A 25,389-nucleotide genomic window follows, 5' to 3' on the forward strand; every position below is an offset into this window, starting at 1 on the left:
GCACCTGAACAGAGGCGGACTCCGGTCCGCCTTTTTTTATGCCTGCTATCTGCCCTTCGCATTTGCGCGTGGGCAGCGCCAGCTTAACCAGGCGCACAGCCCCATGACCAGGCATGTAGCCAGAAATACAGGCCGCATTCCCCACGCACCACCAATCACCCCACCAAAAAGGGGACCACTGACCTGCCCGATATACTGCGCCGACGTCGAATAGCCGAGCATGCGCCCCACCTGCACGGCGGGAACGTGGTGACGGATAATGGCGGTAATGCAGGGCATCAGACCGCCCAGCGACATGCCCATCAGGAAACGTAACGGCAACAGCTGCCAGGCATCGGTAATAAAAGCCTGAGGGATCAGTAACAGCGCGCAGCCAAACAGGCCCGCGCTCAGAACCCGCCAGTGCCCCACGCGGTCGGCCAGCTTGCCGACAAAGGGTGCTGAAAGAATACTGCCCAGCGCGGCCGCGGCCATCACCAGGCCGGACATCAGGGTAATGGCATGCTCCTGATGTAAAAACTGGCCGATATACAGCGTAATGACAGGCTCGATCGACATATTGGCAAACACCAGCAGCATGGCCGTTAACCACATCAGCCTGACTATCGCCCGGTCAAAGGGAGGAGCAGCCTCTCCCGGCTGAGGACAAACGCTCTCCACCTTCTTGCGCGCCACGGTCGGCTCCTTCAGCAAAAAGGTGGTCGCCAGGAATGCCACAAAAATGACCGCCCCCGTCAGCCAGAACGTAGCCCGAATGCCGATCAGCGGCGGGAGTACACCGCCCAGCAAGGGGCCTGCAACATTACCGGCCATCATGCCGGATGCCAGCACCCCTAACGCCCATCCGGTATGCGCTTTAGGGGTTTGCGCAGCAATCAGAATGGTGGAGCCGGAAGAATAGCCCCCGAGTAATCCCGCCAGTAAACGCAGCGCCACCAGCTGCCACACAGCGGTTGCCATGCCGATCAGTGCCATGGCGAGGGCCATTCCCAGGCTCGCCCGGATCAGCATCAGCTTACGGCCGTAGCGATCGCCCAGCCTGCCCCACAGCGGCGCGGTTAACGCGGCGCTGAGAAAGGTTGCGCCATAGGCCACGCCAGACCAGCGCGCAATGGCCGCCGGATGCTGTACGCCCAGCTGTTGCACATACAAGGGTAAAAAAGGCAGCAGCAAGGTCATGGCGACCAGGGTCGTAAACGAGCCAAAGACGCAAACCCATAAGTTACGTTTCCAGTGGTGGAATACAGGTGCCTCAGACGTAATTTCCATGCGATATCCCCATCGTGTTTAGGGATTCAGGCTAACAATGGTGACGAGACAACAACAGTCGGCGCGCGATATTTGCTGACTGGCCTTTTTTGTTGCTGTACTGCAACAATCAGCGCGCGCCCAGTTGACCGATCAGCATATCGCACAGCAGGCTGATGGGAGAGGCCGATGCGATGTCCTGGTGCCTGAGCAGGTAGCTCTGTGAGCGATCCATCTGCCACTCCGGCAGCACCTGGACAATTTGTCCCTGCGTCAGCGCCTCCTGCACCATATAGGAAGGCAGATAGGCGATGCCGTTGCCCGCCAGTGCAGCGTTCAGCAGCGCCATACTGTTATTGGCCCGAAAGCGGCTACGCACGTCTACCGCCAGACGCAGCTTATCGCGACGAAAAGGCAGTGCCGCAGTATGCGCCGGACCGTGAAACATCAAGAGATCATGGCGGGGTAACAGGCGCGGATGCGAAATGGCAGGATGCTGCGCCAGGTAGTCAGGCGCGGCGTACAGGCCCCAGTGGATGTCGCTCAAAACACGAAAGTTGCCCTGGCGAGGCGCGTGAGCACGGATAACTATCGCGATGTCTACCCCGTCGCCAAGGGTCTCATCATTGTTATCCGTTAGGCTGAGATCGACATTGATGTGCAGATGACCGCGTAGAAACCGATTCAGCAGCGGCACGATGCACTGGCAGCCATAGGTGACGGGCGCCTGTAAGCGGACATTACCGGCAGGATTTTGGTGAGCCTGCTGCACAAAATCTTCGGCCCGGTGCATTTCGTCCAGCATACGCACGCAAAAGGGATAGTAAGCCTGGCCCAGTTCCGTCAGCGTCATCCGGCGAGTCGTACGCTGGAGCAGCCGAATGCCCAGCCGCTGTTCCAGCCCGGCAATCTCCCGGCTGATATGGGACTTTGACACGCCGAGTACGCGTGCGGCTTCCGTAAAGCTTTTGAGTTCCACCACGCGCGCAAACAACATCATGGCGATCAGGTTATCGCTGTTAGTCATCGGGTTCCTGGGACAAGTCGGCCTGCTGAAGGTTATTGCACAGCCACGACGCCGTGCCTCAGGCAGTCAGAATAAAGCAACGGAAGGAAAGCGGACAGCGTGGATCAGGAAAAAGGACGCGAGGCAGCCCTGGCGATGCATGGACATTCCCACAAGTTCGCGGATGGGAATGTCCATACAGAGACTAACTAGCCATGGCATAAGGGAATAATAAACGATCTGGCTCTACCCGGCGCTGACGACGCAGTTGACCCGGCGTGACCATAAAATAGTTTTTAAACGTGCGGGTGTAGGCCTGTTGGGTATCAAACCCATAGCTCATCGCCACCTGTAAAATCGCTTCGTTGCTGTTAAGCAGCGTCAGGGCCGACTCGGTCAGACGGCGCTGACGGATATACTCGGCCAGTGAGAAGCCGGTATGCTGGCGAAATAAACGTTGCAGGTGCCAACGGGAATAGCCTGCGCGGCGAGCAACTTCGTCCAGATGCAGATCGTGTCCTAAATTGCTTTCTATCCATTCCAGCAAACTACGAATAAACTCGCGCTGATTCATGGTGTTCTCCTGGTTAAAGCAGATGTGCAGGGAACACACTGTAGCGCGTTAAATTTATCCCTTAATTAGCGAAAAATTAGCGCAGAATTAGCAAAGCGGTAAGATCGTCTCTTTAGGTACAGGTATCCGGCGCGTCCCGGCCTTTTAGCAGGCTGAGCGCCCCAATAATTCTGCGCTAATAATCCAGCGCTACACTGTTGCCATTTTTCGGGAGGGCATCATCCATGCGCGTTTTGTTGGTCGAAGATGATGAAATGATCGGCGCGAATTTACAGCAGGCGCTGGAAGCGGCGGGCTGGTCAGTTGACTGGGTACGCGATGGCGTATATGCGCAAAACGCCTGGAGCGAAGGCGGCTACAGCTGCGTCCTGCTTGATCTTGGCTTACCCCGGGACGACGGCTTGCAGGTGCTGAGACGGGCACGCGGGCGCGGGGATGCCACCCCGGTCTTGATCCTTACCGCCCGCGATACGGTCGCTCAGCGCGTACAGGGCCTGGATTATGGTGCTGATGACTACCTGCTTAAGCCTTTTGATCTTCAGGAAGTCATGGCCCGCATGCGTGCGATTACCCGGCGCCATCACGGTTCCGCCGATTCGCTGCTGGGCAGCGGGGATGTTCAACTGGATATGCTGACGCGCGAAGTCTTGTACAAAGGGCAACGTGAGCAGCTAACCGCCCGGGAATATGCCCTGCTCTATGCGCTGCTGGAGCGGCCCGGTGCCATCCTGTCACGCGAGCAGTTAGAAAACCGCATCTATGGCTGGGGCGAAGAAGTCAGCAGCAATGCGGTGGACGTATTAATCCACGGCATGCGGCGCAAGCTGGATAATGATGTGATCCGCAACGTGCGCGGACTGGGTTGGCGAGTGCCGGCAATATGAAAATCTTTATGCGATCGTTACGGAATAAATTACTCAGTACGTTACTGGTCATTCATTTACTGATGATTGGCGGCGTGGCCTGGTATTTCTTTAGCTGCTACGGTGAAATGGTGGGCGTCATCAAGGATGAGCAGCTCGCCAAGCTGGCCGATGCCTGGTCAGTGAATCGCGAGATCCCCCCGCTGATGCCGCTTATTGCGCCAGCACACAAGATAAAAAGCGCCTTCGTCATTCAGCTGTGGGATGCCGAAGGTCGGCTACGCTCCAGCTCCTGGCCTGAGTTGCACGCGCCGTTACAGGCGGAAAACGGCTATAAAGATGTGCAGATCGGCGGCTGCCACGACTGCGAATGGCGAATTTATACCCGCTCCGGCCAGCCCGGCAGCGAGATAAAGACCATTCAGGTGATGCTCAATCTCAGCTACATGAAAGAAATGATGGTGAGGCGAGCGCTGTCGGCGATTATTCCGCTGATTTTGATGATGCCGCTGTCACTACTGGTTATCTGGCTGGTCGTGCGTAAAATCACCCGGGATTTGCGCGTTGCCTCCCGGGAAATTGCCGCGCAGGATGCCCATCACCCACACAGCGTTTCACCGGAAAGCCTGCCTGATGAAATTCAGCCGCTGGTCGCCGCCTATAATTCGCTGCTGGATAAACTTCGTGCGGCCTGGTCTTCACAGCGCCAGTTTATGGAAGATGCCGCTCACGAATTGCGGACGCCGGTCACGGCGGTTACGTTGCAGCTGGAGAACCTGCGACAGCATATTCAGCCTGGCGAGGCCAGTCGTCAGTTTGCACAACTGGAATCGGGCGTAACCCGCACCCGCCATCTGGTGACCCAATTGCTGAATATGTCACGCTGGGAAGATCAGTCAGTGGTCGCCAGCCTCGACACTATCGCGCTGGAAGATGTGCTGAAAGAGAGCATTGAGCAGCTCATGGTGGTGGCAGATAAACGCGGTATCGACATTGGCTTTAGCGGCACCACGCACTACCAGCTGCAGGCCGGACGGTCTGAGCTGCGAAGCCTGTTTGATAACCTGATTGGCAATGCCATGCTTCATACGCCTGAAGGCAGCCTGGTGGATGTCCTGCTGCACCGTGTTGACGGGCAAACCGTAGTAGATATCGTCGATAACGGCCCGGGCATGCCGGAGTCGTTTATTGAACGCGCGTTTGATCGCTTTGCCCGCGCCCCGGATGTTAAAGCCCAGGGGAGCGGGTTAGGCTTGTCTATTGTACGAAGCGTGGCGCACAAACATCATATCCGCGTTGCGCTCTCCAATTGCCTGAATCCGCACGGTGAGCGTTGTGGTTTTCAGGTCCGCGTCACTTTTCCCTGATCCCTGCTGTTTGATTCGGAATCGGACAACGTAAACGGTTGCCTGGTTCCGTTCGCCCGAAACAATATTGTGACAAGAATCACAATATTGATGAATTGTTATGCAACACATTTTGACAAATGTGATCAAAAGCTATTTTCTATCTCTCTGTTACAGGCACGCTACGCTAACTAAAACAGGCGGCCTGAGTACATTACTGCCCAACCTTTGGGATTGATTTCCAAACAGCGCGCAAACGATTGTCTTGCGCATAAAAACCAGTGGTCAAAATATAATGAAATTTAAAACGTTAATGGCAGGTGTCCTGCTGGCAGGTTCCTTAAACGGTGCAGTGCAGGCTGCTGACAATGCTCCCCAGTATGTTTCCGACTGGTGGCATCAGAGCGTAAACGTGGTGGGCAGTTACCACACTCGCTTCGGACCGCAGTTCAATAATGACGTCTATCTGGAATACGAAGCGTTTGCCAAAAAAGACTGGTTTGATTTTTACGGCTACGTTGATCTGCCGAACTTCTTTGGCGTGGGCAACAGCAATGCTAACGGCATTTTCGACCACGGTTCGCCGCTGTTCATGGAAATTGAGCCGCGTTTCTCCATTGATAAACTGACCGGCACCAGCCTGGCCTTTGGTCCGTTTAAAGAGTGGTACTTCGCGAACAACTATATCTACGATATGGGCCGCAACAGCGCCAACCGTCAGAATACCTGGTATATGGGCCTGGGCACCGACATCGATACGCACAGCGATATCGGCCTGTCGCTTAACGTCTATGCCAAATACCAGTGGGAAAACTACGGTGCAGCGAATGAAAACAGCTGGGATGGCTATCGCTTCAAAGTGAAATATTTTGTGCCGATCACCACCCTGTGGGGCGGTAACCTTGGCTACGTAGGCTTTACCAACTTCGACTGGGGTTCAGACTTACGCGAAAAGAGTGGCCCGATTCGCACCAGCAATTCTATCGCTTCCAGCCATATCCTGTCGCTGGGCTACGATCACTGGCACTTCTCGGCCGTCGCCCGTTATTTTCATAACGGCGGTCAGTGGGGAGCGGGTCAGGAGTTAGGATTTGGTGAAAGCGCGTCTGAAATCAAGTCTACGGGCTGGGGTTACTACCTGGTCGCCGGCTATAACTTCTGATTACTGTCGCACCGCGAAAAAGAGGTGGCGGCGAACGTTGAGGCCTTCCCATGAGGAAGGCCTCGCGTCTTTACAGACTGCAGCGTATTACGCGTCGGGTTTTACCACGTTGATGCGCCATGGAATATTGAATTTATCGATAAACATGGCGAAGCCGTCAGACCAGAATGTCTCCTGCCACGGCGTGGTGACTTTCCCGCCTGTAGACAGCTTTTCAAACCATGCCTTACCCTGCTCTGCATCGTTAGTTGCCAGACTCACGGCATAGCCCGCGTGTTCTGAGGCCGGAGGCTGATGGGGATTGCCATCACTCATCATCAGCTCACCCTGACCAATACGGAGGTGCGCATGCATAATTTTCTCAGGGGGCAACGGCGGAGCAGACCGATCGCCCACCTGTTCACCCTGCTCCGGCATATCGCCAAACGTCATTTTTTGCAGCAGTTTTCCACCCGTTGCCTGCAAATAAAATTCTATCGCTTCTTCACAGCGACCATAGAGAAACAAATAGGGACATACTTGCATTATTACCTCGATACCGGTGAGTAGAGATTTCCTTGTAACGACGTAATAAGTGTAGACGACAGGTCAGGGTTAACGACGATAACCGGATAAAGATTCATCATTCAGATTATTTACCTGACACAGGTCAGCCTTTTTTCTGTTGATTTTACAAATAAAACAGGACCAGACCTGACAACAATAAAGCGTGATTTTCTGACAGATATTGTTGTCATGGCAATAATAACAAAGCATGACCGTTGAATGATGAAATAAAATGGAAGTTTATAATGCGTTACGATACATCACCTCTTGCGCCGTGCTGTTAATCGCCAGCAGTCATCCTGTGCACGCCCCGATCGATCGGGCTTTGTTAAATCTGTCTGGCCCTAAAAATCAGGGGATCTAACGTAAAGGGCGAAATAACCGAACCGGCAAAAAAGATCATCAGGTAATAACATTGAATCATCTGGTTCATTATTTCGCTCATCTTTTACCCACCTTATTGTTTATTAATTTCAGCACGTTCCCACTAAATATTTACCCTGCTGATGCCGATACATCAGTCCATAATCCCCTATTCAGGACTGCGTCATGTCGTTAAAAAAATCTTCACTACTGGTTTTGTCGTTCCTGTTAATTCTTTTTCTTATCAGCATATCGGTCAGCATCTGGTTACTGGCCCGGAGCAACGCGTCGTTAAATGCGGTTAATAAAGAAATCCGCGTCGTGTTATCAGTTATCGATCCTATCAACCATAGCCGAACGTTACGCGTACGGCTGATGGAATACATGAAAGAAATTGAGAACGACGGCCCGCAGGGCAGCTATTCTCTGGACAGCGTAAAAAGCGTCGCCGCTAAAGCCGATGCTGCCTTTCAGGCTTATCTCAGTGCGCCACGCATTCCGGGTGAAGAGGCCGATGCAGACCGCTATCGTCAGGCCTATCTGGCTTATCGCGATCAGGGAATTCAACCCTTGATTGAAGCGGCCGAAGCCCGCGATCAGCAGCGCTTTAAAAATCAAATTGCCAACGTAGTCCGGCTAGACCGGCAGTATGAAATCGTCCTGGATCAGGTGCTGGCCCAACACGAGGCTTATGCGAAGAAACTGAATACTGACGCCCAGGGCAACTTTTCATCCGGGATCACGCTGCTCATCGTGTTTGGCTTGTTATTCCTGGCCATCACCATTGCGATACTGATCTTTGTCAGACGCTATATCTTATCGCCGCTCAATAACGCAAAAGCGCACTGCAGCGAGATTGCGGCAGGCGTGCTCGATCACCCGGTGCCGGTCAAAATCGGCTCGAAGAGCGAAATTCAGCAACTCATGAGTTCGATGGAGCAAATGCGGACGTCTCTGACGGACATTATTATCCGGGTGCGCCACTCAACCCACGCGGTGTCCTGTGCTTCACAGGACATTGCCAGCGGTAATACCGATCTGGCGTCCCGTACCGAGCAGCAAGCTGCGGCGCTAACCGAAACGGCGGCCAGTATGGAGCAATTGGGGGCAACGGTTAAACAGAACACGGACAATGTGTTTGAAGCCTGCCGTCTGGCTAACGAAGCGGTACAGAACGCAGAAACCGGCGAGAAGGTTTCTCAGCAGGTTATCCTTTCAATGGCCAAAATTAATGAAAGTTCAAAGAAAATTGAGGATATTACCAGCGTGATTAACAGCATTGCTTTTCAGACCAATATTCTGGCGCTGAACGCCGCCGTCGAAGCGGCGCGCGCCGGTGAGCAAGGCCGGGGTTTTGCCGTCGTCGCCGGTGAAGTGCGTAATCTTGCGCAACGCAGCGCCGTGGCGGCGAAAGAAATTGAAGGGCTGATTGCCGAATCGGTCGCGACGATTCGCGTGGGTTCTGATCAGGTCAGTCGCACGGGCGAGGCGATGAATGCGATTATTACCTCGGTAAGCCGCGTGAACGAGTTGATGGACCACATTTCTACCGCGTCCGATGAGCAGCATCACGGTATCAGCCAGATTGAAAAGGCGGTCACTGAGATGGATGGTGTGACGCAGCAAAACGCCGCACTGGTCCAGGAGTCGGCCGCCGCGGCTGCTTCGCTGGAAGAGCAGGCTCAGCACCTGACCCATTCCGTTTCTGCTTTCCGCCTGTCTGGCGTCTAAAACGGATTCCCGCTCGGGTGATGAGACCAGAGCGGGAAACAGACGCTGTGCGTCGCGGCATCAGGCTGTGACTGCCCGGCCTTTACCGGCCCGCCAGTCATGGTGACGACTGACCGCGCCTTTGTGTCCTGACCGGCTCTTGTGCCTTTACGTCGGCCGCCTGCCGGTCTGCCCTAAAAACCGTCCCAGTCAATACTGCAATATGCGTTGCTGAAAATTCATCACTATTCCTGTCGGCAAGAATCAGGTAATTGATTATTCTGCTGCTTCACGGCTCGCGAATGGGCAACGCTTTCAAAACACTTCACGGCCTGTAGCGGGAATGGCAATCATCCTGACATGAGGTTCACCTTACATGACACCAGCCTTTATCACAGGGATAGCACCGACGGCGGCAGCGTCGGCCAACACCAGCTTAGCTGAGCGCATTGATGCGCTACCTTCTTCTGTGGGTTTATGGCGCTTTATCTCGCTGCTGGCGCTGGGCGGGTTCTTTGAGCTTTACGATCTGTTTGAAACCGGGTATATCAGCACTGGCTTGCTGGCGGCCGGTATCTTTCACACGGGCAGTGCCGGGATACTGGGCATTACCGATCAGGCTGTGTTTGCTTCCGCTACCTTCCTGGGGCTGTTTGTTGGCGCCAGCCTGCTCACGCCCCTTGCCGACCGCTTTGGTCGTCGACTGACCTTTATCTGTGCCCTGGCCTGGTACGGCGTATTTTCACTGCTCATGGCTTTTCAGCATAGCGCGGAGATGGTGATCCTGTGCCGTTTTCTGGTGGGGATTGGGCTGGGGGTAGAGTTGGTCACCATTGATACGTATTTGAGTGAATGGGTCCCCACTCACCTGCGTAACCGGGCTTTTGCCTTTTCGTTTTTTATCCAGTTCCTGTCGGTGCCTGCTGTCGCGCTCATGTCGTGGTGGCTGGTGCCGCAAAATATCCTTGGGCTGGAAGGCTGGCGCTGGGTGGTGATTGCCGGTGCGGTCTGTTCACTGGTGATCTGGTTTGTGCGCAAAAACCTGCCAGAGTCCGCTCGCTGGCTGGTGCAGCAGGGGCGCGTCGATGAGGCCCATCAGGTGATGGTGAAAATGGAAAAACGGTGCGGCATCGCCCCGGGCCTGCCGTTGACGAAGCCGTCCGTCTCAGACAAGAAACCAGAGAAGAGCCGCTTTCGGGAGATCTGGTCAGCCCGCTATCGCAAGCGCACGCTTATGTTGGTGGTCATGAACTTCTTTCAGGCGATTGGTTTTTATGGTTTTGGTAACTGGCTGCCGGCATTGCTGTCCGGTCAGGGCACGTCGATCACCCACAGCCTGCTGTATGCGTTCTTTATCACGCTTGCCTACCCGATTGGATCGCTGATTTGTGGCAGTTTTACCAGCCAGCTCGAAAATAAATGGCAAATCGTTCTCTCTTCGCTCATGACGGTGGTATTCGGTACGCTGTTTGCCCTGCAAACCAACCCGGTATTGCTGATTATTTGCGGTTTCCTGATCACCTTCTCGAATGCCTGGCTGACCTGCAGCTATCATGCCTATCAGACCGAGATTTTCCCCACGCACATCCGCGCACGGGCGGTGGGTTTCTGCTACTCGTTCAGCCGGTTATCAACCGCATTCAGCAGTCTTTTGATCGGTGTGATTTTGCAGTATGCCGGTACGCATGGCGTTATCGTGTTTATCGTGCTGAGTATGCTGATGGTGATGCTGTCGGTGGGCATTTTCGGGCCTAAGACGCGCGGTATCAGGCTGGAACATATCTGAACATTCAGCCTTCCCCCTGCGGGGAAGGCTGAAACACTGAGGTCTACTTCCCTTCTAACACCTTGATATCTGCATTGCCCTGACGAGCTTTGACCTCTTCACGCAGGGCTGCTACCTGCTTCGCCGTCACGTTATCCGCCGCATTGTTGCCCCAGCTGCGACGAATAAAGTTCACCACGTCCGCGACCTGCTGATCGTTCAGACGCCAGCCAAATGCCGGCATGGTGATGGTTGAAGGCGCGCCTTTTACCCCACGCAGTTCGCCACCAACCAGCACGATGTGAATCAGCGAGGTCGGATCCTCTGCCATCACCACAGGATTGCCCCGCAGCGCAGGATAGAAGCGTTTATAGCCGCTGCCATCGGTTTTATGGCAGGCTGCGCAGCTGTCCACATAGGTCGCGGCGCCCGTCTGACTGTCGTCGCCCTTCCATAAGGCTTTGGCCGTCGCGTCATCCACGCTAAACGCCACCTGATGCGGATCTTTGGCACCCAGCGACTTCAGATAGCGGGCGATGGCCGTGATGTCTTCATCCGTCAGGTGCTGCAGGCTGTGGTCGACAACGTCCACCATGCCGCCAAATGCCGCCGTGTGGTCGTTACGCCCATAGCGCAGGAACTGGCGCAGGTCATCTTCACTCCAGCGGCCCAGTCCGTCGCGGTTATCTCCGCGCAGATTGCTTGCGGTCCAGCCGTCAACCGGCGCACTGCTGCCCGCCAGATAATCCGTTCCCCCGGCATTGGTTAACGCCTTTTCCTGCAGGGTAAAACTACGCGGCGTATGGCAGGCACCGCAGTGGCCCAGACCTTCTACCAGGTAACGGCCACGCGCCAGCGTCGCATCCTCCTGCGCGGCAGGCTGAAACGCCTTTACATCCGGTGCAAACAGGTTGCGCCAGATCGCCAGCGGCCAGCGCATTGACAGAGGCCAGGGAATATCACTCTCTTTGTTGGCCTGACTGACCGGGGCAACCCCGTGCATGAAGTAAGCATACAGCGCCTGCATGTCTTCATCGTTGACCACGGCATAAGACGGATAAGGCATAGCGGGATAGAGCGTATCGCCGTTTTTTGCAATACCGTGCCGCACGGCTTTCTGAAAGTCATCGTAGCTGTAGTCACCAATACCGGTCGATTTATCCGGCGTGATATTGGTGGAGTAGATCGTGCCAATCGGCGTGGCCATCGGCAATCCCCCTGCAAAGGGCTTGCCGCCTTCACTACTGTGGCAGGCTACGCAGTCGCCCGCGCGCGCCAGATATTCACCGCGTTTGACCCGATCCGCCGTGCTGTCATCCGCCAGGGCAGCGAAGGCGAGACTGCCCAACACCAGGGCTAAAATACCGTTTTTCATCACCATCTTCCTTATGCCTGCACCAGGGGACCCGGGTTCTTCAGGTACTGTTCCCGAATCGCTTTCGCCGACCAGTAGGTCAGTGCGGCGACCATGCCGGTGGGGTTATATCCCAGCCCCTGCGGAAACGCTGAAGCGCCGGGAACGAAGACATTCGGCACATCCCAGCTTTGCAGATAACGGTTCACCGCACTGGTATTGGGATCTTCACCCATAATCGCGCCGCCGCTGATGTGGGTCGTCTGATACACGGTCGTGTCAAAATGCGTACCGGGCTTCTTCGCCCCGCCAATGATCATTTTAGGATTCATGGCTTCGGCGATTTTATGCATTTTTCCCACCATGAACTGCGCCATCTTGATGTCGTTGTCCTGCCAGTCGAACGTCATGCGCAGCAACGGCTGACCGTAGGCATCTTTGTAGTTCGGGTCCAGGTCCAGATAGTTCGCGCGGTAAGACTGGTGCGCACCGTGAGCATCCATGGAAAGATGATGCGTGTAGGTGTCCGCCACGGCGGCTTTCCACTGACTGCCCCAGTTTGGCGTGCCGGTCGGCGTGGGGAGCCCCGAGATCGGTTTGGTGCCCGCCTGGTTCACCCAGAACGGCGACCCGCCAACAAAGCCGTGCGGACCATGATCGAAATTGTCGGCATTAAAATCATCCACGGCGACGCCTGCACCGCCTGCACCGATGAAAGGATTGGTGGTGGTGTTTTTATCGAACAGCGCTTTCAACGTCGACAGGTTTTGATAGGCGAAGTTGCGCCCTACCGTCCCTTCGTTGGTGATCGGGTTGTAAGGTTTGCCGATGCCGGACAACAGCATCAAATGGACGTTATGGAACTGAAAGGCAGACAGAATGACCAAATCCGCCGGTTGCACCTGCTCACGGCCCTGCGCATCAACATAGGTGACACCGGTCGCACGCTGCTTATCAGCCGTGAGGTTGACCCGCAGCACGTAAGAATTGTTACGCAGCTCAAACTTTGGCTCCTGGCGCAGCGCAGGCAAAATATTCACATTCGGCGATGCCTTGGAATACATATAACAGGCGTAGCCGCTGCAGTAGCCGCAGAAGTTGCACGGCCCCATCTGGGCGCCGTAAGTATTGGTATAGGGGCCAGAGGTGTTCGCCGACGGCAGATCGTAAGGATGATAACCTACGGACTCGGCGGCCTGGGCAAACAGCTGAGCCGACCAGGTACGCTTTTGCGCCGGCAGTGGAAAGTTGTCAGAGCGATCGGGCGCAAAGGGGTTACCGCCTTTGTCTTTGCCGACGACCTTGCCCTGAATACTCCAGGCACTACCGGAGGTGCCAAACACCTTTTCAGCTTTATCAAAAAACGGCTCCAGCTCCTGGTAGTCCACGCCAAAGTCCTGAATGGTCATGCCTTCAGGAATAAAGTTTTTGCCGTAGCGCGCCTCATAGTGGCTACGCAGTTTCAGCTCTACGGGATCAACCCGGAAATGGACACCCGACCAGTGCAGCCCGGCGCCGCCGGTACCGGTACCGGGCAGGAAGGCCGCCAGCTGGCGGTAAGGCACGGCCGTTTGTGAGGCGTCGTGCCGAATGGTGACGGTGCTCTTAGACAGGTCCTGGAACAGCTTTTTGCGAACGTTGTAGGTCAGCTCATCAATCGACTGCGGGTAAGAACCATCCGGATAGGTATCACGATGTGGACCGCGCTCCAGCGCCAGCACGTTCAGACCTGCTTCGGTCAGCTCTTTGGCCATAATGGCGCCCGCCCAGCCAAAGCCGACAATCACGGCATCCACTTTCTTTAATTCATTTGCCATGCTCAGCTTCTCTCTCCACGAATCGACACTGACGGGAACGGATAGCGTTCACCGCGCTCTACCCAGTCCATAAAGTCGGCGCGTGCGCCAGGGAAGTTGATGAGCTTCCAGCCCACCATGCCCTGATTGCCGCCGTGGATGGGATCGCTAAAGAAGCCTTCGCGGGTGTTTTGCAGTAAGTAGGAGAAAAACACGTTGGCGGGCAGCTGACGGAAACCGGCTTTGCCGCTCTCCATGGCCTGTAATAATGCGTCCTGCTGCCCGGCGTCGAGTTGGGCAAACACCTTACCGTGCTGCTGCTGACTGTAATGATCGGCATCAGCCAGACCGAGACGGTAGATCTGCTGCGGCACCAGCGGCAGCTGATAGCCCATTTCTTTAGGAACGTCGGGATGGAAAGGCCCCTGCATATACCAGTTCGCTCCGGTGGCGTAAGGCGTATTCATCTGACGATCGATAAACTCAGGCACGCCTGCTTCCAGCGCGCCGGGGCCGCGTTCATCAGCAGGAATCAGGCGCGCAACGGCCGCCTTGATAAAGGCAAATTCCTCGGCGGTAAACCAGGTGGGCTGATAATCTCGGGCAGACTGGGGTGCGGCGGGCGCTGCCGCCTCAGCGGGCGCAGAAAATGCACCAAGTGCGCTACTGCCTACCGCCACTGCGGGCGCCAGGGTGATGGTCTTCAGCAAAAAATCCCTGCGTGAATGACCCTTTTTCTGGTCTGACATGACATTGCCTCATCACCGCATCAACTGCGGTACGAAAAAGAGAAGTGAGTGCGTTGTAGTGGTTTTTATCTGCGGATTTCGGGTACAACGAACTGTTACCGGTAACAGTAACTATAAGTGTAACACCATTACCAATAAACATTTAGTTTAAGGAAACAAAAAAGCACAATTTCATTAACATATATTTTGTCGATGTCATGTTCAGAAACAACAGGCTACAGACAGATAGCCGTTTAAACGTTATAAAAGCGATTACACAACAGCGGAGTACCTATGTTTAAGTCTTTCTTCCCGCGACCGGGACTGTTTTTCAGCTCGGCCGCCCTTTGGAGTTTACTGGCGATTTTTGTCTGGTTTGGCTTTGCCAGCGATTTACCGGCCCATTTCTGGCCTGCTTTTCAGGCGGCCATCAAGCAGCCCTTGCCCACGACGGTAATGCGGTTTATTGCGCCGGGTGAGGTGTGGTTTTATGCCTATTACTGGCTGATGGTGGCCATCTTCGCGATAGCCTGGCGACTAACTGACAACCATCCGTGGCAACGCTGGTCGGTATGGGGTTCGGCACTGATTATTTTTGTCACCTGGTTTGGTGTGCAGGTTGGTGTTGCCGTGAACGCCTGGTATGGCCCTTTTTATGATTTGATCCAAAAAGCGCTGACGAAAGCCGGCTCGGTTCAAATCAACGAATTTTATGCTCAGGTAATGGCCTTTTTGGGCATTGCCTTAATTGCGGTCGTCATTGGGGTGATGAATGCTTTTTTCATTAGCCATTGGGTATTCCGCTGGCGTACCGCAATGAACAATTATTACATGCACCACTGGCAGCGCTTACGCCACGTTGAAGGCGCGGCTCAGCGTGTGCAGGAAGATACCATGCGTTTTGCCACAACGTTGGAAAGCTGGGGCGTGAACTTTATCCAGGCCATCATGACCCTGGTGGCGTTTCTGCCGGTGTTGATCGCCCTGTCACACCATGTCGAAAACATTCCGATCCTGGGGAATCTTCCTTACGCGCTGGTGATTGCTGCGGTTCTCTGGTCGCTGTTCGGTACCGGTCTGCTGGCGCTGGTCGGGATTAAGCTCCCCGGTCTCGAATTTCGTAATCAACGGGTTGAAGCTGCTTATCGTAAAGAGCTGGTTTACGGCGAAGACAACGCCGACCGCGCCACACCGCCCACGGTAAAAGTGCTGTTCAACAACGTGCGGGTTAACTATTTCCGTCTGTATTTTCACTATCTCTACTTCAACATCAGCCGCATTCTTTATCTTCAGGTCGATAACGTCTTTGGACTGTTTCTGTTGTTCCCGTCCATTGTTGCCGGAACGATAACGCTGGGTTTGCTTAACCAGATAACCAACGTTTTCGATCAGGTCCGCAGCTCGTTCCAGTACCTGATCACCTCGTGGTCGACGCTGGTTGAGCTGATGTCTATCTATAAACGTCTGCGCAGCTTTGAGCAGATTCTGGATGACGTGCCGCACGGTGAAATGATGCGCGACGCCTCTGAAGACGTGTCATAACCGGGCTCTTCGCCTGCGGCAGCCTCATGCCATGCCGCAGGCAAATTATCGCGAATCCAGAGTCATGAGTCGGTGCCTGCCAGGATTGTTAGCCGCGCTTCGCGCCATCACGACTGACAAGCAGAACCTGGCGACCTGCTGAGCGCAGCAGATCGGTAAACCGGTTACTGATGCGGTTCACGTCTTTCTCTTCTGCCCGGGCTCTGCTTCCCTTAGCCCGTGATGGACTTTGGCATCGGCTGTCGTCCGACCAGGCTTACGCGGTCTTACCCTCTTGCTGCATAGGGGATCGTCCGAGGCCAGCCTGTCTTGCACCTGGCTATTAATGGCAGCAAATCGTCTCTCGCGTGAAATTGCGGCCACAGCGGAGAAGCCTGCACGTTATCGCGCCCAAAATCAGGCAAGCGTCTGCACAGCTGACAGGCTTAATGGCGAATAACAAAGGCGTCTGATGGGGGACCAGGAAGGGAAAAGATGAAATGGCGGGCATCCACAAACGCCGCCAGGACGCCCATAGGCGTCCTGTCAGCACACAACTTCAAGCATTATTTCAGCAGTTCAGCGGTCATGTGCACGCCGTTATTGGTGTTAGCTTCGGTGATTTTATAGGAAGCACCAGCTTCTTGCGCCTGCGCAGCAATTTTCGCTTCGGTGCTATCCAGAGTAGAACCGGTCGCTGTCACAGTTTGCGCGAAGCCTGCAACAGGAAGAATGGCAAGGGCGATAACAGCAGCAAAAGTTTTGATAGTTTTCATGATAAATTCCTCGGTCATTTTCAGTTTATTTAAGGCTATATGCCTTGTGTGAAAACATAATAGGCCGAATATTGATCAGAAAAAAGCAGAGGGTTTTGCTTAAGTTGTTCAATAAAACTGAAACTGAAAAGCACGTTTAGCCCTGTTAAAACACAAAAGGTTAAAAAACCAAGGTGAAATAAAAAGGCAGCATATATCGCTGCCATGAGTCACATTAACCGTGATGCCTGACGCGCGAAAAGATCGTTACTGCCGCCACCAGCATCAGTGCGCTGCTGGCAAGGAAAACGCCGCCTGCGCCGCGTAAGTCAAACATCCAGCCTCCCGCCGCCGCGCCTACCGTAATCGCCAACTGAATGGTTGCTACCAGTAACCCACCGCCCGATTCAGCATCGTCTGGTACCGCACGTGAAATCCACGTGGACCAGCCCGTCGGCATCGAACCAAAGGCCAGGCCCCAGATCGCGACACCGCCTGCAACCAGCCAGCCAGTATGGCCAAAACTCACCAGCATCAGGGCCGTCGCACCCATCAACAGGGCCATTCCGCTCAGCGTCAGTGACACACTGCGCGTCACCAGATAACCAGCCAGATACGTACCCACAAAGTTAGCGATGCCAAATGCCAGCAGCACCAGAGACAGCTGGCTGAGGTCGAGGCGCGCCACGCTTTCCAGAAACGGTCGCAGATAGGTGAAAAAAGCAAAGTGGGCAGTAAACATCATGATCACCGCCAGCATTCCCCAGCGCATGACATTTATCCGTAACAACGCCAGTACACCGCCACTGCGCGCGTTGCCTTCGGCAGGCATGGCGGGAAGGGTGAAAAACTGCCAAAGCAGGGAAGTCGCGCCCAGGCCCGCCGTAAACAGGAAGATCGCTCGCCAGCCTACCAGCCCGCCCAGATAACTGCCCAGCGGGGTCGCAATAATGGTGGCCAGTGAGATACCACTAAACACGATGGAAAGTGCGCGAGGTAGCTGATCGGCGGGCACCAGCCGCATGGTAATGGCGGTAGACAACGTCCAGAAACCACCAATGGCCACCCCCAGCAGAACGCGCGCCAGCAAAATGACGGTCAGATTGGCGGCCAGTGCCACCATCAATGCGGAAACGATGAGCAGTAATGAGAAGGCCAGCATCACCACCCGGCGATCGATGCGTCGGACCAGGCTGCCTACCGTCAGACTGGTGAGAAGCGCAATCAGGGCCGTGACGGTCACTGTCTGTCCCGCCAGACCTTCCGAAACGTTCAGGCTGCGCGCTATCGGCGTCAGCAAACTAACAGGTAAAAACTCGGCGGTAATCAGGCTAAATACGCCAAACGACATCGCAAAGACGGCGCCCCACGCTGGATGAGTGGGTATGGAAACCTCATCAGCCACTTCAGTGTTGAGACTCATGTTGCTTCTCCGGAAAAAAAGTAGTGCTGAGCATAGAGGGGATGAGCAAGACGATCTATGATGGTTACACCGTTATTTTTGATAATTCGTCTGGATTTCTGTGATGAGCCGTTACGATGAGTTGACCAGTGAGTTGCTAATGGGCATGCGCCTGTATGGCGTTAACTACCAGCGCATTGCCGTCAGCGCCCCTTTTGGCCTGCACTTTAATGATTCTCCAGGACGGGCCCAGTTTCATTTTGTCGGGCGCGGTACGCTGCTGGTGCGTGGCGCATCCGGCGCGCTTTTCACGCTGAACAGTGGCGATGCTCTGCTGATCCCTCACGGTAAGCCGCACAGCCTGCTCTCCAGTAAGGATGCCGACTGTCAGTGCATTGACGCGATGGCGAGCAAACCGATCTGTGACAGTATCTGTGCCATTACTGCACCGGCGGATGCCTGTGAAGATGACCACAGCGTCCTGTTATTCAGTGCCAGCATGGCCTTTGAACTGGGCGGCATGCAGCCGCTGATCAACACGATGCCGGACGTCATGCTGGTCAGTACGCTGCTGTCACACTACCCGGAGATTCGCCCAATGCTGGAGGCGATGGAGCGTGAATCACGAACCCGACACGCGGGTCACGCCGGGATTCTTTCGCGTCTGGCGGATGTGGTTGCGGCCCTGGTGGTGCGTGGCTGGGTAGAAAATGGCTGTGGGCAAAGTAGCGGGCTGGTGCAGGCGATGCGCGATCCGCGCCTGAGTGAGGCCATTGCCGCCATGCACCGTTCTCCGGGCGAGAACTGGACGGTAGAACGTTTAGCGCGCGAAGCCGGTAGCTCACGCTCGGTATTTGCCGAACGCTTTCTTCATGCCACCGGTATGACGCCGCTGCGCTACCTGACCGAATTGCGCATGCGACTGGCGGTTAAACGCATCGCCGACCAGGGTGAGGCGCTGGAAACGGTCGCTTTCGATTTGGGCTATGGTTCACTGGCCGCTTTTAGCCGGGCCTTTAAGCGGATAACTGGCCAGTCACCCGGTGCGCTGCGTGCCGGCTATACGGGCACGCAGGCGGTCGCGTCTTAGCGAAACACGCTGATCGCTTCAACCAGCCGGTTAGCCTGATGCGTCATGCGCCCTGAGGCTTCTGCGCTTTCCTGAACGCGAGCGGCGTTTTGATGGGTAATATCGTCCAGATCTTCCACCGCCGTGCTCACTTCACTCAACGCGGTGGACTGTTCTGCTGTCGCGGCGCTGATTTGGCCGATCAGTGACGTCACGTTCTGGACCTGCTGCACAATGTCCTGCATGGTATGGCCTGCGGCACCCGCATGCTGGTTACCTGAATTGACCCGGCTGGCGCTGGTTTCAACCAGCGCTTTAATCTCGCTGGCGGCTTTTGCGCTGCGCTGTGCCAGGCTCCGCACCTCACCGGCCACCACGGCGAACCCTTTCCCCTGTTCACCCGCTCTGGCCGCCTCTACCGCCGCGTTCAGCGCCAGGATGTTGGTCTGGAAAGCAATGCTGTCGATAACGCTGGTGATACTGGCAATGCGCTGTGAGCTGTCAGCGATTTCTGCCATCATTCCCATCATCTCCTTCATGACCTCGCCGCCCTTGCTTGCCGCTTCACTGGTGTTAACAGAGAGCGAACTCACTTCCTGTGCGGTCTGCGTGTTACTTTTTACCGTTGCGGTCATTTCATTCATGGTCGCGGCCGTTTGCTGTACGTTGGCCGCCGCCTGCTCGGTGCGACGACTCAGTTCATTATTGCTACGGGCAATCGCATCACTGGCACTCAGCACATTAATGGCCTGACCACTGACGTCATCGACTAACCAGCGGAACATCAGCCCCAGCTGTCCAATGGCACGAAGCGTCAGTCCTACCTCGTCGATGCGATCCATCTGCTCAACCTGATGGCTGGCGCCCGTTGCCACACGCAGCGCCTGCCTGCACATGCGCTCGATGGGACGCGAGATCTGCTGTTCGAGCCACAGGCTGGCCAGCAACAGCAGGCAGGCCATACCGCCCGTAAAGCCCGCCAGCGCCAGTGGCGCAACGCCCAATGCCCAGACGCCCGCAACGGACAGCGGCAAGACAGCCAGTAACGCAGTGCGAATGCGCCAACGGAGCGGCAACGTTTTTAATATCGATCCAGGACGACGCCAGCCGCTGCGTATAATCAGCCCTTTGTGAAACTGGCGGCCCCCTGCGCGTCCTTCGCGGAAATCCCGATACAGCGCTTCACTCTGTTTAACCTCCTGCGCTGAGGGTTTAGTGCGTACAGACATATAGCCCTGGACCTTGCCGTCACGCACTACCGGAATGGCATTCGCCCGCACCCAGTAATGGTCTCCGTTTTTACGCCGGTTTTTAACCAGCGCGGTCCAGGGTTCACCCTGTTTTAAGGTGGCCCACATATCTGCAAAGGCTTCTGGTGGCATATCCGGATGGCGCACCATATTGTGCGGCTGCCCTTTTACCTCATCAGAGGTAAAACCACTGGCCTCAATAAAGGCGTCGTTGGCATAGGTGATATAGCTATTCAGGTCGGTCGTTGACATCAGCGTGGCATGATCGTCATAGACATATTCACGCTGGGAAACAGGTTGGTTATTGCGCATAGGAGTCCTTGCTCGTACCCGTCACACTTACACCAGAAGTGTTAATGAATGAGTGTTAAAAGGTAAAGATTACCTTTTTTTATGTTTTCGGCACTTGCGTAATGACTCTTTAGTGCTACGCGCAAATTTGTTGCATTTAAAAAGCCGCTTTAGAACGGCTTTCGGTATTTATACCGCGATCATTGATTGCGAACCTAGCGTGCTGAGTATGCAGACTGGTAAGCCCGAGACAGCGTTAGGGACGTTTTGATGCAACAGATTCCCCATCCTTATTTTTTTAAAGACCTGCTTAACAGGCTTTCTTCGTGTTTTATTTATCAATTCAGCGCAGGTCGACATTGCGGGTGCCGAACCACCACGTCAGTAAAAAACCGCTAACCCAGGCGACGATCAATCCCCCCAGATAGACAGCCATGCCGGCGAAAATCCCCTGATGCGACGTCATCAGCGGCAGCGTGACCAGTCCCGACGGGCCAAATACGGTATTCATGCCCACCGGCAGCCCCAGCCATGCCACTAAGCCAATAAAGAACCCGCCGACCGCACCGCCACAGCAGGCGGTAATAAAAGGTTTGAGGCGCGGCAGCGTTACTCCGTAGATAAGCGGTTCCCCCACGCCCAGTAAGCCTGGCACGATAGCGCCTTTTATCTGGGCTCGCAGCAGCGCGCCCTTTTCCGCTTTGCACCAGAGCGCCAGCGAGGCACCGACCTGACCGGCACCTGCCATAGCGAGAATCGGAAACAGCGAGTTAAATCCCTGGGTTTCCATCAGGGCAAAATAGACCGGGATAAATCCCTGATGAATGCCAAACATGACGGCGATCAGGAACAGTCCGGCCAGTAGCGCACAGCCAAACGGGTTGTTATTGAGGTGGATAAAGAGCCATGACATGCCCTTAAACAGCTCGCCGCCGATCGGCATAATCAGCAGGTATGTCAGCGCGCCCGTAATCAACAAGGTCAGCAGCGAGGTAAGAATCATATCCAGATTGTCTGGAATGATCGTGCGCAGCTGCCTTTCCAGCCAGCCACCAAACATGGCCGCCAGCAGCACCCCGATGATATTACCGCGCGGATCGATAGCCAGACCAAAAAAGCTGTCCATGCCGCTGTAATAGCCGACTTTGGCATCGGGCACGTAGCCCAGAATAAACAGCGAGGCGATAATGGCCCCGTTTACGCCCGTGCCGCCGAAGGCTTTTTGCGCGTTGTAGCCAATCAGAATGCTGAGGAAGGTAAACAGCCCTTTGCCGAACACTTTCATATAGGCCACGCCCTGAATCAGCCAGCCAGGATGATCGCCAGGCGTGCTCAGGTGCAGGCTTTGCTCAATCAGGGTGGCAAATCCCAGCAGTAAACCTGCGGCAATAAAACCCGGAATGAGCGGCGTAAAAATGGTGGCGAAGCGTGCCAGGAACTGCTGCAGCGCGCCGGTCTGCCTGGCTTTTATTTGTTGTTTCTGTTCTGCGGCCACCTGGTGCAACTCCGCGGCATCGCCCTGCGCCTGCGCCAGGATGGCCTGCATCCGTTCTGCCGCCGTCTGTGCCTTACCAGGACCGAGCACTATCTGCAACTGATCATCGCTGTCGATGACGCCCAGCACGCCAGGCAGGCGTTTCAGCCGGGCAATATCAGCCTGATTGTGTCTCAGCGTCAGTCGTAAACGCGTCATACAGTTGCCGCATACGACGATATTCGCCGCGCCGCCCACCGCCTGCACGATATCGTGCAGAAGTGCATCGGTCATTTTTGCCATTAGCGTGCTCCCGAATCCTGCAATGCTTTGCGGATAAAGCCCTGGTGCTTAGCGAGCAGCGCGATCGCTTCATCGGCATTTAATCCTGCCAACACCATGAGGATGGCGGTTTTACAGTGTCCGCTACAGGCCGACAGCGCCGAACGGGCGCTGGCTTCATCACAGTCAGTGGCCTGCATTACAATGTTAACCTGCCGCTGTACCAGCTTTTGGTTAGTGGCTTCAACATCCACCATCAGGTTGCCGTAAACCTTACCGCTACGAATCATCGCCCCGGTGGTGAGCATATTCAGCACCAGCTTCTGTGCGGTGCCGGCTTTCATGCGTGATGATCCCGTCACCACTTCAGGCCCCACGACTGGCGTCAGGGCGATATCGGCGACCTGAGCCATTTTGCTGTGTGGATTACAGGTCAGCGCTATCGTGGAGGCACCGCACTGCCGGGCGTAGTCCAGCGCGCCCAATACATAAGGCGTCCGTCCACTGGCAGCGATGCCGACCAGCACATCGTGGCGGCTAAAGTGAATAGCATTCAGATCCTGAGCGCCCTGTTCCACATTGTCTTCTGCGTTTTCAACCGCCTGCAAGATGGCCTGATGGCCCCCGGCAATCAGGCCAATAACCTGGTCGCGTGGTGTTCCGAAAGTTGGTGGGCATTCACTTGCATCAAGAATACCTAAACGGCCGGATGTCCCGGCACCGCAGTAAACCAGACGTCCCCCTGCGCTGAACGCCGCGCAGATCGCCTCCACCGCGCGCGCAATCTCCGGCACGATCGCCTCCACGGCCAGAGCGACTTTTTTGTCTTCCTCGTTGATGACCCGCAACATCGCTTCTGTGCTCATTTCATCAATGTGCTGGCTGGCCGGATTGCGCCCTTCCGTGATCATCTGACTGAGATCGATTTTCACACTCGTCCTCCACAGGAATAATTTATTCTGGATATTTTTAACACAACGAATGAATAATTCATCCTCTGCCTACGTTTTTTTCTGCGGTGACAAAAACGGGGTAAAAAAAAGGCCCAACTACCGTTGAGCCTTTGTCTTGCTAACCCGCTGTTAACTCGCGGTTTGCGTCCGTAACTGTAATTCGTACGCTTTAGCCTGCTCTGTATCGAACTGGTTTTCCCAGCGCGCAATGACCAGCACTGCCAGGGCGTTACCCACCACGTTGAGCGCGGTGCGGGCCATATCCATAATGCGGTCCACGCCCGCAATAAACGCCAACCCTTCCAGCGGAATACCCACGCTGCCGAGCGTTGCCAACAGCACAACAAAGGATACGCCAGGCACGCCCGCAATGCCTTTTGAGGTGACCATCAGCGTCAGCACCAGAATAATTTCGTCCGTCAGCGACAGATCAATGCCATACAGCTGAGCAATAAAGATGGCAGCGATGCTCTGATACAGCGTTGACCCATCCAGGTTAAACGAATAGCCGGTCGGAACAACAAAGCTGGTAATCGCTTTGGGCGCGCCATAGGCTTCCATTTTCTCCATGATGCGCGGCAGCACGGTTTCTGAACTGGACGTTGAGTAAGACAGGATCAGCTCATCTTTTAAAATGCGCATCAGCGTCGTAATGCGTAGCTTGCAGAAACGCGCGACCGCCCCCAGCACCACAAAGGCAAAGAAGAGGATCGCCACATAGACCAGCAGCACCAACTTCGCGAGCGGCCACAGCGACGCGAAGCCAAAGTTAGCAATCGTCACGGCGATCAACGCAAACACACCCACTGGTGCGTAACGCATGATCATATGCGTCACTTTAAACATGGTTTCTGATACGCCACGGAACAGATTGACCAGCGGATCGCGCTGTTCTGAAGGCAGAGCGGAAAGCCCCAGCCCAAAGAGTACCGAGAAAAAGATTATCGGCAGCATTTCACCCTTCGCCATGGAGGCAAAGATGTTCTGTGGGATCAGCGACAGGATGGTCGCCACCAGACTGTGGGTGCCTTCCTGCACCTGAGCGGTTGTGGCTTCATATTTAGAGATGTCCACCGTTGCCAGCGTAGACATATCAATGCCGGTGCCGGGCTTAAACACGTTGGCCAGGGTAATACCAACAACAATGGCAACGGTGGTAATCACTTCAAAGTACAAAATGGTTTTGAGACCAATGCGTCCCAGCTTTTTCGCATCCCCGACACCCGCAATGCCGACAATCAAGGATGAAATCACGATGGGCACGACAATCATCTTAATCAGATGAATAAAGATATCGCCCGCCGGGCTGAGAATATTATTGACTAACCATTCACGATCTTCTGGCTGATTATGCAACACGGCACCCACGACGATGCCAAGCACAAGTGCGATCAGAATCTGCCAGGCAAGGCTGATTTTAAAACCTTTCATAACGCGTAATTTCCTCAGTCAAAACCCGTTTCTCTCTACTGCGAAGGTGCAGAAGACAATACACACAGGGAAGTGAGCAAAAAGCCCGGTAAATTAGAGGGTGTTTATAGACGGCGTCCCGCATTGAAATGCGATGATTTCCATACCCATTTTCAGACGCGGTCTGAGTTGATACCTGATGATCAGGGGCGAGATAAGTACCATTTTCACTGTGGTAAATGCAACCCTTGGAGGCTTCGATTAAAACTTCACCATCTCTTAAGCATAAAATGCTGGCACAGGCGCAAATCCCTAACCTGCTGTTATGAAAAGTAAACCTTCGATAAGTTTTCGCATAGCTATTCAGGCAGTGCTCAATGTCTGCGCGGTTCGTTCGCTGCTTTTTTAACCAGCACCCTACACAAAATGTTGCAACTTAATCCCCATTTTTTGCAGGGAGTTAAGGTGATTTTACACAATTCACGACGTTTTTATGTCAGTAGGGTTAACGCGTGATCTAT

General features: G+C 54.8%; 20 protein-coding genes. 7 read left to right on the forward strand and 13 right to left on the reverse strand.

Going from position 1 to position 25,389, the window contains the following annotated elements; all coding sequences use genetic code 11:
• Positions 1 to 45 precede the first annotated feature (45 nt).
• The 3 genes from GKC68_RS20905 to GKC68_RS20915 form a co-directional block, all read right to left on the reverse strand.
• A complete protein-coding gene (locus tag GKC68_RS20905; RefSeq protein ID WP_047715288.1) occupies positions 46 to 1,269 on the reverse strand; it encodes an MFS transporter in 1,224 nt (407 codons plus the stop codon).
• Between the two features lie 109 nt (positions 1,270 to 1,378).
• Positions 1,379 to 2,275 (reverse strand): LysR family transcriptional regulator, encoded by an 897-nt coding sequence (locus tag GKC68_RS20910; RefSeq protein ID WP_089528298.1) that lies wholly within the window; start codon positions 2,273 to 2,275, stop codon positions 1,379 to 1,381.
• A gap of 184 nt (positions 2,276 to 2,459) precedes the next feature.
• Positions 2,460 to 2,828: a helix-turn-helix domain-containing protein gene (locus GKC68_RS20915; RefSeq protein WP_014606915.1), complete on the reverse strand. Its 369-nt coding sequence runs from the start codon at positions 2,826 to 2,828 to the stop codon at positions 2,460 to 2,462.
• A gap of 224 nt (positions 2,829 to 3,052) precedes the next feature.
• Between GKC68_RS20915 and GKC68_RS20920 the strand changes: the two genes are divergently transcribed.
• From GKC68_RS20920 to GKC68_RS20930, 3 genes are all read left to right on the forward strand, one after another.
• On the forward strand, positions 3,053 to 3,712 hold the full coding sequence (locus GKC68_RS20920; RefSeq protein ID WP_028722969.1) for a response regulator: 660 nt from the start codon (positions 3,053 to 3,055) through the stop codon (positions 3,710 to 3,712).
• The gene (locus GKC68_RS20925) at positions 3,709 to 5,058 is read left to right on the forward strand and encodes an ATP-binding protein (protein WP_089528299.1); all 1,350 of its coding nucleotides are present in this window, start codon (positions 3,709 to 3,711) and stop codon (positions 5,056 to 5,058) included. Before GKC68_RS20920 ends, GKC68_RS20925 begins: the two co-directional genes overlap by 4 nt.
• Positions 5,059 to 5,332: 274 nt before the next feature.
• Positions 5,333 to 6,199, forward strand: a complete 867-nt coding sequence (locus tag GKC68_RS20930) for a nucleoside-specific channel-forming protein Tsx (protein ID WP_028722971.1) — start codon at positions 5,333 to 5,335, stop codon at positions 6,197 to 6,199.
• An 87-nt stretch (positions 6,200 to 6,286) separates the two neighbouring features.
• Here GKC68_RS20930 and yjdN read toward each other — a convergent pair whose 3' ends face one another.
• Positions 6,287 to 6,724 (reverse strand): VOC family metalloprotein YjdN, encoded by a 438-nt coding sequence (gene yjdN, locus GKC68_RS20935; protein WP_047715285.1) that lies wholly within the window; start codon positions 6,722 to 6,724, stop codon positions 6,287 to 6,289.
• A gap of 570 nt (positions 6,725 to 7,294) precedes the next feature.
• On the opposite strand from yjdN, the gene GKC68_RS20940 reads away from it, so the two are divergent.
• Together GKC68_RS20940 and GKC68_RS20945 are read left to right on the forward strand one after the other, a co-directional pair.
• The gene (locus GKC68_RS20940; protein WP_047715284.1) at positions 7,295 to 8,839 is read left to right on the forward strand and encodes a methyl-accepting chemotaxis protein; all 1,545 of its coding nucleotides are present in this window, start codon (positions 7,295 to 7,297) and stop codon (positions 8,837 to 8,839) included.
• A gap of 355 nt (positions 8,840 to 9,194) precedes the next feature.
• Positions 9,195 to 10,604 carry an MFS transporter gene (locus GKC68_RS20945; protein WP_028722973.1) on the forward strand — a complete coding sequence of 470 codons (1,410 nt, stop codon included), beginning with the start codon at positions 9,195 to 9,197 and terminating at the stop codon, positions 10,602 to 10,604.
• Between the two features lie 43 nt (positions 10,605 to 10,647).
• Here the strand turns inward: GKC68_RS20945 and GKC68_RS20950 are convergent, their stop codons facing one another.
• Genes GKC68_RS20950 through GKC68_RS20960 form a run of 3 tightly spaced genes read right to left on the reverse strand, consistent with a single transcriptional unit; the run spans position 10,648 to position 14,482 of the window.
• On the reverse strand, positions 10,648 to 11,958 hold the full coding sequence (locus tag GKC68_RS20950; protein WP_089528301.1) for a cytochrome c: 1,311 nt from the start codon (positions 11,956 to 11,958) through the stop codon (positions 10,648 to 10,650).
• Positions 11,959 to 11,969: 11 nt separating this feature from the next.
• Positions 11,970 to 13,754, reverse strand: coding sequence for a GMC family oxidoreductase (locus GKC68_RS20955; protein WP_028722975.1), 1,785 nt, complete (start codon positions 13,752 to 13,754; stop codon positions 11,970 to 11,972).
• Between the two features lie 2 nt (positions 13,755 to 13,756).
• The gene (locus tag GKC68_RS20960; RefSeq protein WP_028722976.1) at positions 13,757 to 14,482 is read right to left on the reverse strand and encodes a gluconate 2-dehydrogenase subunit 3 family protein; all 726 of its coding nucleotides are present in this window, start codon (positions 14,480 to 14,482) and stop codon (positions 13,757 to 13,759) included.
• Between the two features lie 273 nt (positions 14,483 to 14,755).
• Here GKC68_RS20960 and sbmA point away from each other — a divergent pair, with 273 nt between their 5' ends.
• Positions 14,756 to 16,003: a peptide antibiotic transporter SbmA gene (gene sbmA / locus GKC68_RS20965; RefSeq protein ID WP_028722977.1), complete on the forward strand. Its 1,248-nt coding sequence runs from the start codon at positions 14,756 to 14,758 to the stop codon at positions 16,001 to 16,003.
• Positions 16,004 to 16,548: 545 nt separating this feature from the next.
• Here the strand turns inward: sbmA and GKC68_RS20970 are convergent.
• Positions 16,549 to 16,758 carry a DUF1471 domain-containing protein gene (locus tag GKC68_RS20970; protein WP_028722978.1) on the reverse strand — a complete coding sequence of 70 codons (210 nt, stop codon included), beginning with the start codon at positions 16,756 to 16,758 and terminating at the stop codon, positions 16,549 to 16,551.
• A 214-nt stretch (positions 16,759 to 16,972) separates the two neighbouring features.
• On the reverse strand, positions 16,973 to 18,160 hold the full coding sequence (locus tag GKC68_RS20975) for an MFS transporter (protein WP_110957728.1): 1,188 nt from the start codon (positions 18,158 to 18,160) through the stop codon (positions 16,973 to 16,975).
• A 103-nt stretch (positions 18,161 to 18,263) separates the two neighbouring features.
• On the opposite strand from GKC68_RS20975, the gene GKC68_RS20980 reads away from it, so the two are divergent.
• Positions 18,264 to 19,229: an AraC family transcriptional regulator gene (locus tag GKC68_RS20980; RefSeq protein WP_028722980.1), complete on the forward strand. Its 966-nt coding sequence runs from the start codon at positions 18,264 to 18,266 to the stop codon at positions 19,227 to 19,229.
• On the opposite strand, the gene GKC68_RS20985 is transcribed toward GKC68_RS20980, so the two are convergent.
• From GKC68_RS20985 to gltP, 4 genes are all read right to left on the reverse strand, one after another.
• Positions 19,226 to 20,770: a PAS domain-containing methyl-accepting chemotaxis protein gene (locus GKC68_RS20985; protein ID WP_089528303.1), complete on the reverse strand. Its 1,545-nt coding sequence runs from the start codon at positions 20,768 to 20,770 to the stop codon at positions 19,226 to 19,228. The genes GKC68_RS20980 and GKC68_RS20985 overlap by 4 nt on opposite strands.
• 322 nt (positions 20,771 to 21,092) lie before the next feature.
• Complete coding sequence (murP, locus tag GKC68_RS20990) at positions 21,093 to 22,526, reverse strand: PTS N-acetylmuramic acid transporter subunit IIBC (protein WP_028722982.1); 1,434 nt, start codon at positions 22,524 to 22,526, stop codon at positions 21,093 to 21,095.
• The gene (gene murQ, locus GKC68_RS20995) at positions 22,526 to 23,437 is read right to left on the reverse strand and encodes an N-acetylmuramic acid 6-phosphate etherase (protein WP_047715279.1); all 912 of its coding nucleotides are present in this window, start codon (positions 23,435 to 23,437) and stop codon (positions 22,526 to 22,528) included. Before murQ ends, murP begins: the two co-directional genes overlap by 1 nt.
• A gap of 150 nt (positions 23,438 to 23,587) precedes the next feature.
• Positions 23,588 to 24,889: a glutamate/aspartate:proton symporter GltP gene (gene gltP / locus GKC68_RS21000; protein WP_028722984.1), complete on the reverse strand. Its 1,302-nt coding sequence runs from the start codon at positions 24,887 to 24,889 to the stop codon at positions 23,588 to 23,590.
• Positions 24,890 to 25,389 lie beyond the last annotated feature (500 nt).

The sequence above is a fragment of the Pantoea sp. RSPAM1 genome (assembly GCF_038816185.1).
GTDB classification, from domain to species: Bacteria; Pseudomonadota; Gammaproteobacteria; order Enterobacterales; family Enterobacteriaceae; genus Pantoea; species Pantoea ananatis.

Bases quoted from the DNA above. Each gene is read 5' to 3' on its own strand.
- GKC68_RS20905 (WP_047715288.1), bottom strand. From the start codon at position 1,269: ATGGAAATTACGTCTGAGGCACCTGTATTCCACCACTGGAAACGTAAC.
- GKC68_RS20910 (WP_089528298.1), bottom strand. From the start codon at position 2,275: ATGACTAACAGCGATAACCTGATCGCCATGATGTTGTTTGCGCGCGTG.
- GKC68_RS20915 (WP_014606915.1), bottom strand. From the start codon at position 2,828: ATGAATCAGCGCGAGTTTATTCGTAGTTTGCTGGAATGGATAGAAAGC.
- GKC68_RS20920 (WP_028722969.1), top strand. From the start codon at position 3,053: ATGCGCGTTTTGTTGGTCGAAGATGATGAAATGATCGGCGCGAATTTA.
- GKC68_RS20925 (WP_089528299.1), top strand. From the start codon at position 3,709: ATGAAAATCTTTATGCGATCGTTACGGAATAAATTACTCAGTACGTTA.
- GKC68_RS20930 (WP_028722971.1), top strand. From the start codon at position 5,333: ATGAAATTTAAAACGTTAATGGCAGGTGTCCTGCTGGCAGGTTCCTTA.
- yjdN (WP_047715285.1), bottom strand. From the start codon at position 6,724: ATGCAAGTATGTCCCTATTTGTTTCTCTATGGTCGCTGTGAAGAAGCG.
- GKC68_RS20940 (WP_047715284.1), top strand. From the start codon at position 7,295: ATGTCGTTAAAAAAATCTTCACTACTGGTTTTGTCGTTCCTGTTAATT.
- GKC68_RS20945 (WP_028722973.1), top strand. From the start codon at position 9,195: ATGACACCAGCCTTTATCACAGGGATAGCACCGACGGCGGCAGCGTCG.
- GKC68_RS20950 (WP_089528301.1), bottom strand. From the start codon at position 11,958: ATGAAAAACGGTATTTTAGCCCTGGTGTTGGGCAGTCTCGCCTTCGCT.
- GKC68_RS20955 (WP_028722975.1), bottom strand. From the start codon at position 13,754: ATGGCAAATGAATTAAAGAAAGTGGATGCCGTGATTGTCGGCTTTGGC.
- GKC68_RS20960 (WP_028722976.1), bottom strand. From the start codon at position 14,482: ATGTCAGACCAGAAAAAGGGTCATTCACGCAGGGATTTTTTGCTGAAG.
- sbmA (WP_028722977.1), top strand. From the start codon at position 14,756: ATGTTTAAGTCTTTCTTCCCGCGACCGGGACTGTTTTTCAGCTCGGCC.
- GKC68_RS20970 (WP_028722978.1), bottom strand. From the start codon at position 16,758: ATGAAAACTATCAAAACTTTTGCTGCTGTTATCGCCCTTGCCATTCTT.
- GKC68_RS20975 (WP_110957728.1), bottom strand. From the start codon at position 18,160: ATGAGTCTCAACACTGAAGTGGCTGATGAGGTTTCCATACCCACTCAT.
- GKC68_RS20980 (WP_028722980.1), top strand. From the start codon at position 18,264: ATGAGCCGTTACGATGAGTTGACCAGTGAGTTGCTAATGGGCATGCGC.
- GKC68_RS20985 (WP_089528303.1), bottom strand. From the start codon at position 20,770: ATGCGCAATAACCAACCTGTTTCCCAGCGTGAATATGTCTATGACGAT.
- murP (WP_028722982.1), bottom strand. From the start codon at position 22,526: ATGGCAAAAATGACCGATGCACTTCTGCACGATATCGTGCAGGCGGTG.
- gltP (WP_028722984.1), bottom strand. From the start codon at position 24,889: ATGAAAGGTTTTAAAATCAGCCTTGCCTGGCAGATTCTGATCGCACTT.